Consider the following 12,001-nt stretch of genomic DNA (forward strand, 5'->3'; position numbering starts at 1 on the left):
TTTGTTTACTAAATCGGTTTAGTTATTTGGCAAATTTTTAAACCCCACACGACTTCCGTATAAGGAGTTCAGTTTTCAATACCCTATTATTGTCAATCTTTCCATTTTTATCTTCCATTTGGTTCACCAAAATCTCTACTGCAGTATTGCCTATATCTTTCACGGGTTGCCGACTTGCAGAAATTGGTGGATCTACCAAATCAAAAGCGCCCAGTTCATCAAAACTGATAATAGCGACCTCTTTCGGTACATCTATTCCAAGAGACCTTAGCTCCCTCAATCCAGAGGCTGCGAGATAATGCGTGGTAAAAACAATGGCATCTACACTTTTTGCCCCGGTCACCATTGCTTTTATGGCTTTTTTCATTTCTGTCTGGTAATCAAAAAAGTTTAACTCTTTGATTGTTTTTGAATCGGGGATCATTCCATTATCCGTAATAGCTACCTGATACCCCAATTTTCTCTGCAGCATAGCATCCAGTTCACTTTTTATACTGATCAAACCAATAGCTGTTCTGCCCTGGTCAACCAAATGCTGGGTCATTTGTTTGCTTCCCCCAAAATTATCAACGATAACATAATTGGTTTCGATATCAGGGTAATGTCTATCGATCAAAACAAAAGGAAAATTGGACTTCTTTAATTTCAATATCTCATTGTGGTTCTTTTGCGTAGAGGCGATAATCAGGCCATCTACTTGTCTGTTCAACATCGAGGAAATAAGCTCATGTTCGGTCTGGGCATCTTCATTGGAACTACTAAAGACCACATTATAGCCAAACTCTTTGGCTTTGTGCTCTATATGACTGGCAATTTTGGCATAGAAAATATCTGATATATTCGGTACGATAAGGCCAATCGTTTCACTTTTGCCCAAACTCAACCCCCTCGCCATTTGATTTGGTTGATAATTGTGTTTTTGGGCATATTCCAAAATTCTTTTTTGCGTGTTCTTGCTTATTTTATTCTCATCTCCCCTATTGTTCAACACCAATGACACAGCGGTCTTGGAGAGGTTCAATTCGTGGGCGATATCTTTGAGGAATATTTTTTTCAATTTAACTAAACCGATTTAGTTATTATTACAAATCTATGAAAATAATTTCGAAATACGCAGGCATTTGAGAATTTATATAACCTCATTTAAAAGAGTTCTCGCTTAATGAACATCTTTTTCCCTTACGACCATTCTTTGAATCTTGTTTTTGCCATTATAGGGAATTAAATCAGGTGTCTTTGAAAAAAAACAATTCTTGAAAATTTAACGTTTTCACCTGAGAACCCCTCAATCTGTAGTTTTATGGTGTGCATTCTTTTGGTTTTGCGATTAAACAGTCCATAAACAAACTAACATTGCATCATCTTTTGATGGCCTCGTAAAACAGTTCAGAAAAGACAGTTTTTATTTCCCAATTATCAAATTCACTTTTCATCTCCAGATTAATAAAAAAAGTACACTTTTTTATTATCAGAATTGCGATTTCAACAAAAACACCCATGATTTTACGAAAATCTACGAAATCGTTTTCGTTTAATTTTCGTAAACAAAGAAAACATTATTTAAATATTTGAAAATCAATTATTTATGTACGTATTATGATTATTTCGCGCAGAAGCGATGGTTCCGCTTGATGTTCCGCAGAATTGTTAAAATGTCTTAAAATGAAACCCCTATCAAATACTTTTAGACAGCTGAATAGGAGTTACCAGCAGGTCCGTATTACTAACAACTCAAGCAAGTAAATAACCAAATAATCTAAAGTATGAGCGCAAAATATTTTGGCCTCGCCATCCTACTCCTGACCATGGTGTCAGGACTAAATGCCCAGACTATTACAGGGAACGTAAGTGACGCAAGTGGGCCTTTACCGGGAGCTACGGTTTTGGAGAAAGGCACCCAGAATGGAACCCAAACAGATTTCGACGGAAATTTTGTTTTGGAAGTGTCGAATTCCAATGCAGTTCTTGTTATAAGCTACATAGGATATGCTCCGCAAGAAATTGAATTGAATGGCAGGAATGAATTGAGCATAATCTTGGCGGAAGACGCCCAAAGCCTTGATGAGGTCGTAATCGTCGGATACGGCCAAACACAGAATAAACGACTCGTAACCACTGCCGTGGCTACGGTAAAATCGGAGACCATAAAGCAACTGCCCATATCCCAAGCGGAAGCAGCCTTGCAGGGAACAATTCCCGGTGTGGTAGTTCAACAAAACTCTGGGTCTCCAGGTTCCCCACAAACAGTAAGGGTTAGAGGAGTAGGTACACCCAATAATTCCAATCCACTGTTTATTGTGGATGGCATTCAAGTACCCAATTTGAGCTTCCTGAATCCCAACGATATAGTATCGCAAACAGTTCTGAAAGATGCGGCTTCAACCGCTATCTACGGTTCTAGAGGGGGTAATGGGGTTATTCTGGTGGAAACCTTAAGGGGACAAAAAAGGGAGATGAAGCCTCAGGTGTCCATTAACACATTTTACGGTATTCAAAGTTTGTTCAATCAACCCAATTTGATGAACCGAGATCAATATTTGCAATACTACAACCAAGGGGTTGAGGCCGTAAATGGAAATACCGCCCCAGGTTTTAGAGGTGCATTTACAGAAGCTGAAAGGGCATTGCTGCCTGATACGGATTGGTATGATGTTGTTTTTGACGATGCCCCTATACAAAACGTCTATGGTTCTGTTGTTGGTGGGTCTGATAGACTTTCCTATTCATTGTCGGGAGGATTTTTCAATCAAGAAGGTATTTTGGGTGGAGAAGGAAAGTCTGAATTCAAAAGAAGGAACATTAGAGGTTCAATCAGCATCGATTTGACCGATAAGATTACACTTGATGCTTCAGCACAATATCAATTTTCAAATCGTTTTACCATTCCCCAGAATACTGGCGGGGCAGGTGTTGGAATTAGTAGCTTTATCAATGCGCTACCCCCTATCTACCCTGCTTTTGACGAGGACGGAAACTTTTTTAATCCATTCATAAACGGAGGTACTCCCGTTGCAAACGGGGTACCAATAAACAGTCTTGGAGCTGTTACCAATCCCTTATTTTCAATAGCGATAAGTAACAATGAAGCTACTCAAGATGCCACCAACCTCAATCTTTCGTTAAAGTACGACCTAACTGAAAACCTCAAGTTCAGGGGATGGTATGGATCTTTTAACAATTTTATTTTTAACCGCAGCTTTACTCCACTTTTGGTGCAACCAGAACAGCAGTTCGACACTTCCACAGGGGTCAATTACACCGAAATAAAAAGCCGTCAGGAAAATAGGCAATGGGGAGGTACATTGGAATACGATTTTGGTAAATTTTTAGACACCGACCATAATCTAAATCTTCTTCTTGGATATGAAGCTGTGGAAACTGCCTTCATCGGGGGTGATATAATCAATGATACGGGATCATTTCTTACAAATGACTTTGAAAAGGTCAATTTTGCCCTTTCAGAAGATATTACAGATGCGACGGTGGTTCCTGGAACTACCTTTCCAAGAAATATTGAATCGTTCTTCGGAAAAATAGATTACAACTACAAAGAGAAATATCTTTTTAGTGCCGTACTCCGAAGAGATAACTCCTCCAGTTTTGGTCCGGATAACAGGGTGGGTTGGTTTCCGGCAGTATCAGCGGGATGGGTGATTTCAGAAGAGAACTTCATGAGCAATTCAAGAACCTTTGATCTATTGAAGTTAAGGGGAGCTTGGGGAATAAGCGGCAATGACCAATCTTCATCCCCATTCGCTTACGCTGCCACAGTCAACACACAGACCAGTTATGCAGGTCAGCCAGGAATTGCTTTGACAAGTCTTTCCAACCCCGTACTGGGATGGGAAGAGTTGACCCAATTTAACGTTGGTCTCGATATCAATGCGCTTGACAACAAACTGGGCATTACCTTAGACTATTATATCAAAGAGACCTCGGATATTTTGCTAGGGGCCACCACTCCACTGACTTCAGGGTTGAATCCCGCGATTGAAAATACTGGTTCCGTAGAGAACCGTGGTTTTGAGGTCTTGGTCTCATATCGCGAAAATTATGACAGTGGATTTGGATGGAGTGTTGGGGCCAACTTAGGATTCAACAAAAATGAGGTTACTGATTTGGGTGAGACTTCTTTCATACCGGGTGCCCAATTGACCCCACAGTTCAACGACTTTGCCACGAGGACACAGGTAGGAGATCCCATTGCGAGCTTCTATGGTTTTGTGGTCGAAGGTGTCGATGCCCAAGGGAACCTGATATTTGCTGATCTTGATGGCAGCGGAAACAACCAATTGACCCCTGACGAAGGTGACAAGGCCATTATAGGTGATCCAAACCCAGATGCCACTGTTGGTTTTACCCTGGGAATGAACTATAAAGGTTTTGATTTTTCAGCCTTTATGTCAGGTACCTTGGGGAACGATATTTTCGATGCCACTATTAGATACGATGCTCTGGGAACCAATAGGCCAGCCGCTTATGTCACTGAACCAGGAGCACCTCGAAACGTTGTTGTCAGTACCACACCGAACGGGGAGCAGTTGATTTCAGACTTTCATGTACAAGATGGGAGTTATTTGAAAATGAAAAATGTATCCCTTGGTTATAGTCTCCCTGAAGACCTGATAGACCAGATCGGATTGAGACGATTGAGACTCTACGTTTCAGGTCAGAACCTGTTTGTGTTGACCAAATACAACGGAATCGATCCAGAGATTGGTCAAAACAACACCGGATCACCATTGAACATTGGTATCGATCAAGGCTTTTTCCCGCAAGCAAGACAGTTTATCCTTGGTCTTAACATTGATTTTTAACCATCCTAACTCAAAAAACAATCGTGATGCATAGTAACAAATTATTTTTTATGGCCGCTGTAGTTCTGTTCGCTTCCTGTGCGGAAATAGACGATCTGGAACCGGTAACTGAAATCAATGCGGATACCGCTTTCAATACAGAGGATGATGTAATAGCAAGTTTGAACGCTGCCTACGACCCGTTGCAATGGCAGGCTGTGGGAGGCCAACAAACCTTTCCCTTGCTTTCACAAGGGGTAAGGGCCGATGATCTACACTCCCAATCGGCCAGTTTTTGGGCCATAGGGGCTCAATACGATCAATTCAGCACCATTATCCCCTCTTTGCCCTCAGTAGCTTCATTATGGAGCAAATGGTACAGGGCCGTTGGTCGTGCCAACTTTACCATTGACCTTGCAAGCAATTTTGAAAATTATGAAACAGAGGGGCTACAACAGCAAATAGTGGCCGAAGCACGGTTTTTAAGAGGTTTGTATTATTTTGAATTGGTCCGTCTTTGGGGCGGGGTCCCGTTGTTTGAAGAACCCATTACCTCATCGGAACAGGAAATTTTCAAACCGCGTTCAACCGCCGCCGAGGTTTATGCCTTTATCGAAGCTGATCTTCAGGCTGCTGCAAGTGTGCTATCCCAACGGGGCAGTGAAAGGGTTCAGGGTTCAGCCACTTCTGGGGCTGCCTTGGGATTGCTCACCAAGGTCTTCCTATACCAAGAAAAATGGTCTGATGCCGTGGCAAGTGCCGAACAGGTCATCAACCAAGGGGTTTACAGTCTGGAAGAGGATTTTAGGAACAATTTCTTACAGACCACTGAATTTGGTCCTGAATCCCTTTTTGAAATCAACTATCAAGATGGCCTTTTTGCAGGTGGTTTTAACAACACCAACCAGCAACAAGAGGGGTCTGGTATGTGGAGATGGTCGTTCCCTTTTCTTTCGGGAACGTATCCTTCCTTCAACAATTTTATCCCTAGACAGGATTTGGTCGACTTTTTCGATGATAGCGACCAAAGAAAGGAAGCTACTTTTTTACTGCCAGGACAAGTACTGAATTCGCCAGGATTGGCGGCCCTGGGGTTTGACCCTACCCCTGACAATTTTGGCTATGCCATAGGAGTGAATACCGGATCAAAAAAGTACTTCCTGACTTTTGAGGAAGTTCAAGAACTATTGAATGTTGAAGGGTCACCGCTAAATGAAAAAATATTGCGATACGCCGATGTCTTGCTAATGCATGCCGAAGCTTCCCTTATGGGCGGAGGTGGCAATGGTCAGGCATCATTTCAACAAGTAATAGATCGGGCCTACGGCCCTGGCAATCCAGCAGCACCTAGCTACACAATTCAAGGTGTTCGTGATGAACGTCGTCGAGAATTGGCCACCGAGGGATGGAACCGTTTTACAGATTTGGTCCGTTGGGAAATCTTGGATGGTGGTGATGTTATCGGACCAGCACTTCAAGCCATAGGAAAAACTGATTTTTCAGCTCCCCGTGATTTGCTGTTGCCCATTCCACAACAAGAAATAGACACCTACCCAGATGGGATGTTGGAACAAAATCCAGGATATTGATAAGAGGACTAAAAAAGAAAAAGATACATGAAGACTATAATTAATACTAAAAGGAAAATCGGAGTTTGGGCGCTTTCAATTTCTACCCTCATTGCAGTCGTTGCTTGCGAGGAGGAAAAGCTTTTTGATGACCTGAACAACGTTTTGCCGTCGTATGTAGACGGTATCCAAAACTTGGATGAAGAAGGGATTGACTGTGGTGGTGGTTCAGGTGTGGCCTGTCCAACATGTAGTGATGGAATACAAAATCAAGGAGAAGAAGGGATTGATTGTGGCGGACCTTGTGAGGTTTGTATTCCTACTCCTAGGGCCGATGAACTGCAAAGCTCTACCTCGCCCTATTTCTTTACGTTTGAGGCGAACGACGCCTCCTCAGGACGTAATTTACTTCCGTTACCCCAAAATGCACAAGGGGTTACTTTCAATTTGGGAGTTACAGACCCCGCGGGAGGAGATGGGCTTGTAGGACAAATAGTAAGACCTGAGAACGGCCCATTTGGAGGCTTTGAAGACTTCAAGTTTCAGCCGCAACCGGGGCCAATCGACTTTTCTTCGCACAATAAGTTTACCATGGATGTATATATACCATCAAGCAATGATTTTTCAGGAAACCTTGAGCCATTGGTCGAAGTTATTCTGCATGACAATATCGATGGGAATTTTTTTCAACGATGGACGATTTTACCTTTGACGGTACAAGAATCTGATTTTGATTCTTGGGTCACCTTACGATTTGACGGAAGCAATGCCGTTTCTGCAAATGATGGTACCCTTTTAAGCGATAATGCCACTTATGATAATATAACCTTGCGATTTGGTGGCAGTGGCCATCCGGAAGCAGGAGAGTTTTTTGTTCGCGATTTACAAGCGGTCACATCGTTTATTGCCGATGGAACGCCCAGGGCAGATGCCTTGTCAGGTTCGGGATTACCTTTCTTTTACACTTTCGAAACCGGGGATGCTGACTCAGGACTTAATTTGTTGCCACGCCCAACGGTAGAACAAGGAGTGGTACCCACCTATCGTGTTTCAGATCCCGCAGGGAGCACTGATGCCGTGACTCGAATCTTAAGGCCAGAAAATGGGCCGTTCGGAGGTTTCGAAGACTTCAAGTTTCAACCACAACCGGAAAACATTGATTTTTCCGTATACAATAAATTCAGGCTCGATGTGTACATTCCTTCATCCAATGATTTTTCTGGAAATCTAGAACCTTTGGTAGAATTGATCTTACATGATAATGTAGACGGTAACTTCTTTCAAAGATGGACTATAGTTGCCGTCACCATAGACCCCTCTGATTTTGACTCATGGGTCACTGTCGAGTTTGATGGAACTACTGCAATATCAGCCGCTGACGGTACTACATTGCTGCCTGATAATGACACCTATAACAATTACACCTTAAGATTTGGTGGTTTTGGTCACGTAGAGCAAGGTGAGTTTTTCATCAAGGACTTTGTGCCCGTGATGGAATAGGGAAAACGACAATAAACAATTGAAAAATCGCGTGATTCAGCAATTACCCAAAGAGAAGACTGGATATGACAAAATAGTTTTGAGTTAGTTAATTTTTCTTTGAGGATTAGGGAGAAGATACAATTTAATATGCTTCTCCTTAATTTTTAAACCTTAACCCAAAAAGATCAAGTTTAATACAAAACGCAAAAAGTACCATGGTACCAAGTAGTTTAAACCGGTTGGCCTATTTTTTTATCTGGGGATTATTGGTGCAGTGTTCATCCAATGGAACCACTGAACCAATAGAACTAGGGGCATCTTGTTTTGACAATGTCCAAAATGGCGACGAGGAAGAAGTGGACTGCGGAGGAAGTTGTGCCCGGCCATGTGAACCTCCAGAACCTGTTGGAATACCGACAACAGGATATACGACACCTTTGGAATATTCAGGTTATACTTTGGCATGGTCAGATGAGTTTGACGAAAACGAACTTGATGCGACCAAGTGGAGCTTTCATCTGGGTGATGGATGTCCAGGTCTATGCAACTGGGGCAACAACGAAGAACAGTATTTTACCGATAGTGCTGATAACCTTTATCTGCAACAAGGTAATTTAATCATTACGGCACGCAATCAATTCGAGTCGGGAAAGAATTACACGTCTTCCCGAATACATACTGACGATACGTTCGAGTTTCAATTTGGACGAGTTGATATCAGAGCCAGTATGCCTTCGGCCCCTGGAACATGGGTTGCCCTATTTATGTTCAATAAAGAATATACCATAGCAGACCCCGATGCATATTGGCCAAGTGGCGGTGAAATCGATATCATGGAATATCTGGGAGAAAATAAAGACAACGTTTTGGGAACTGCGCACTATGGAACGGATTTTCCGGCAAACCATCATTTTGACTCCGTTGACTTTTCATCATTGAACGGGGTTTCGTTTGACGAGGAGTACTACGTATTTTCCATCATATGGGAAGAGGACAGTATCACTTGGTTGGTAAACGATGTTGCTTACCATACCATATCTCCCGAGACCACTCAAGGTAATGGACAGCCCTACCCATTCAATGATGAGTTCTATTTTGTTTTTGCACTATCGGTTGGCGGTAATTTGCCCAGCGCCTCTCCATCGCCTGCAGATTTTCCTGATTCTTTGATAATCGATTATATCAGGGTTTTCCAAGAAGAATAAACCAATGGAACGAAACCAAATAGGCAAGTTCATTAGAGAATGGAATAAAATAATTAAAGTAAAAAAAGTCTTAAACGATAAGCACTATTGGTTCTGATTGCGGTAGCCGATCCAAAACGTATAACGACAGTAATGTACTTTATAGGATTAGATATAGGAAGTTCTTCGGTCAAGGTGGCCCTAGTTGAGCAAGATACGGGAAAATCCGTAGGGGTCGTACTTGAACCCAAAGAGGAGATGTCTATGTATGCTCCGGAAAAGGGTTGGGCCGAACAAAAACCAAAGGATTGGTGGGACTGTGTTTGTCAAGGCATAAAAAAAATTAAAAAAGACCATAATGTTTCCAAAAACGAGATTGTAGGTATTGGAATCTCGTATCAAATGCATGGATTGGTAATAGTTGATGCCAAGGGAGAGCCATTGCGCAAATCCATTATCTGGTGCGATAGCAGGGCGGTAGAAATAGGTAATAAGGCATTCCAGCAAATAGGAGAAGACTATTGCCAAAACCATCAATTGAATTCCCCGGCAAACTTTACACTTTCCAAACTGAAGTGGGTTCAGGAAAACGAACCGGAAACCTTCGCCATGGTTCACAAGTTCATGTTACCCGGTGATTATATAGCCTTTTGTCTGTCAGGTATCATCAACACAACGATCTCAGGTCTTTCAGAAGCCATTCTATGGGATTTTAAGGACAAAAGAATAGCCTCCCCGGTGTTGGATTACTTTCAAATTGACGGCACTCTTGTTCCTGAAGTCGTAGAAACCTTTGCACAACAGGCAACTGTATCCAAAAAGGGTGCTTCAGAAAGTGGATTGCAAGAGGGAACGCCAATTCTATATCGTGCCGGAGATCAACCCAACAATGCGCTTTCACTCAATGTCTTCCATCCGGGTGAAGTGGCCGCCACGGGTGGAACCTCAGGCGTTGTATATGCCGTGACCAACAGTCTTATGGTTGAAGAGTATGAAAGGGTAAACAATTTTGCGCATGTGAACTATGCAAGCAACGGTGTGCAAAGTATTGGTAAGTTGCTCTGTATCAACGGCGCCGGTATTCAATATCGCTGGCTAATGAACAACCTTTCGGTAGCATCCTACGAAGAAATGAACCAATTGGCGGCAAATGTGGAAGTTGGATCGGATGGGGTTTGTCTGATTCCCTTTGGGAACGGTGCCGAGCGAATGCTGTTGAACCAGGATGTAGGAACACGACTTGTCAACTTGAACCTGAACAGACATTCAAAGGCACACCTATGCAGAGCGGCATTGGAGGGTATAGCCTTTTCGTTTGTCTATGGTATTGAGATAATGAAAAGGGATGGTATTGAAACCAAGTTCATCCGTGCTGGAAATGACAATTTGTTCCGATCTGAAATATTTGCCAACACCATAGCTACCCTTATCGGGAAAGAAATAGAAATATACAACACCACCGGGGCCATAGGTGCTGCCAGGGCTTGTGTTTTGAAAGATGGTGACTTTTCAAAATTTGAATCATATATGAAGAACGACCATGTCATGACCTTTATGCCCTTTAAAGACAGGGTGCCCTATGAAAGGGCATATCACAATTGGAAAAAAGAACTCGAATTAATCATTGGTAAATAATATTTAAAGATGGTACTCTTGGGAGAAAAGGAATTTTTTAAGGGAATAGGTGAGATAAAGTATGAGGGTAGGGATTCAGACAATCCCATGGCCTTTAAGTTTTACAATCCAGAACAAAAAGTGGCCGGAAAAACCATGAGGGAACATTTCAAGTTTGCCATGGCCTATTGGCATACCCTATGTGGAACGGGAGGTGATCCCTTCGGACCGGGAACAAAGCGATTTCCCTGGGCAACCTCTTCAGATCCGATAAAAGCTGCCAAAGATAAAGCTGACGCAGCTTTTGAATTCGCTACCAAAATGGGTTTTGAATACTACTGTTTTCATGATTTTGACTTGGTCGATGAGGCCGAAACATTGGCCGAATCGGAAAAGCGGATTCATAAAATGGTTGACTACCTAAAGCAAAAGCAAGCTGATTCTGGGGTAAAGCTACTTTGGGGAACCGCAAATTGTTTTTCCAACCCCCGCTATATGAATGGGGCAGCGTCCAATCCTGATTTCAACGTGGTGGCCCATGCTGGGGCTCAGGTAAAAATTGCGCTAGATGCCACCATGGCCCTTAATGGTGAAAATTATGTGTTCTGGGGGGGGCGTGAGGGCTATATGTCGCTGTTGAACACGAACATGAAATTGGAACAGGACAATATTGGCCAATTCTTGAACATGGCTAAAGACTATGCGAGAAGCCAGGGCTTCAAAGGAACTTTCTTTATCGAGCCCAAACCCATGGAACCCACAAAGCACCAATACGATTTTGATGCCGCCACCAGTATTAATTCAATTCGTGAGTACGGGTTAGAGAATGATTTCAAGTTGAACATCGAGGTAAACCATGCGACCTTGGCACAGCATACATTTCAACATGAGCTACAAGTAGCGGCAAATGCGGGTATGTTGGGCAGCATAGATGCAAACCGAGGTGACTACCAAAACGGATGGGATACCGATCAGTTTCCAAATAATGTATTGGAAACGGCAGAGGCCATGTTGGTGCTTTTAAAAGCTGGTGGTCTACAGGGTGGCGGAATCAACTTTGACGCCAAGACCCGCCGAAATTCGACCGACTTAGAAGACATTTTCTTGGCACATATCGGGGGGGCTGACACCTTCGCCAGAGGACTATTGGTTGCTGATTCAATATTGAACAATTCGAATTACGAGCAATTGTTGGGCAATCGTTATGCCTCGTTCACTTCAGGTAAGGGGCTTGATTTTGTTCGTGGCTCCCTTTCTCTGGGCGATTTGTATGATATCGCTAAAATAAGTGGAGAGCCAAAGCAAACCAGCGGCAAGCAAGAACTGTTTGAGAACATTATAAATCAACATATCTAGT

General features: G+C 42.7%; 7 protein-coding genes. 6 read left to right on the top strand and 1 reads right to left on the bottom strand.

The genetic code is table 11. From position 1 onward, the window contains the following. Positions 1-37: 37 nt before the first annotated feature. Positions 38-1,057 (bottom strand): LacI family DNA-binding transcriptional regulator, encoded by a 1,020-nt coding sequence (locus L0P89_RS04685; protein ID WP_235267243.1) that lies wholly within the window; start codon positions 1,055-1,057, stop codon positions 38-40. Between the two features lie 706 nt (positions 1,058-1,763). Here L0P89_RS04685 and L0P89_RS04690 point away from each other — a divergent pair. The 6 genes from L0P89_RS04690 (at position 1,764) to xylA (ending at position 12,000) form a co-directional block, all read left to right on the top strand. Beyond that, positions 1,764-4,817, top strand: coding sequence for a SusC/RagA family TonB-linked outer membrane protein (locus L0P89_RS04690; protein ID WP_235267244.1), 3,054 nt, complete (start codon positions 1,764-1,766; stop codon positions 4,815-4,817). A gap of 50 nt (positions 4,818-4,867) precedes the next feature. Beyond that, the gene (locus tag L0P89_RS04695) at positions 4,868-6,385 is read left to right on the top strand and encodes a RagB/SusD family nutrient uptake outer membrane protein (RefSeq protein WP_235267245.1); all 1,518 of its coding nucleotides are present in this window, start codon (positions 4,868-4,870) and stop codon (positions 6,383-6,385) included. 27 nt (positions 6,386-6,412) lie between these two features. Further along, the gene (locus tag L0P89_RS04700; protein WP_235267246.1) at positions 6,413-7,864 is read left to right on the top strand and encodes a hypothetical protein; all 1,452 of its coding nucleotides are present in this window, start codon (positions 6,413-6,415) and stop codon (positions 7,862-7,864) included. 197 nt (positions 7,865-8,061) lie between these two features. Beyond that, positions 8,062-9,051: a family 16 glycosylhydrolase gene (locus L0P89_RS04705; RefSeq protein ID WP_235267247.1), complete on the top strand. Its 990-nt coding sequence runs from the start codon at positions 8,062-8,064 to the stop codon at positions 9,049-9,051. A 132-nt stretch (positions 9,052-9,183) separates the two neighbouring features. Continuing rightward, positions 9,184-10,665, top strand: a complete 1,482-nt coding sequence (locus L0P89_RS04710) for a xylulokinase (protein ID WP_235267248.1) — start codon at positions 9,184-9,186, stop codon at positions 10,663-10,665. Positions 10,666-10,674: 9 nt separating this feature from the next. Continuing rightward, the gene (gene xylA / locus L0P89_RS04715; protein ID WP_235267249.1) at positions 10,675-12,000 is read left to right on the top strand and encodes a xylose isomerase; all 1,326 of its coding nucleotides are present in this window, start codon (positions 10,675-10,677) and stop codon (positions 11,998-12,000) included. The last annotated feature ends 1 nt before the right edge of the window (position 12,001 follow it).

This window comes from Muricauda sp. SCSIO 65647, from assembly GCF_021534965.1.
GTDB lineage: Bacteria > Bacteroidota > Bacteroidia > Flavobacteriales > Flavobacteriaceae > Flagellimonas_A.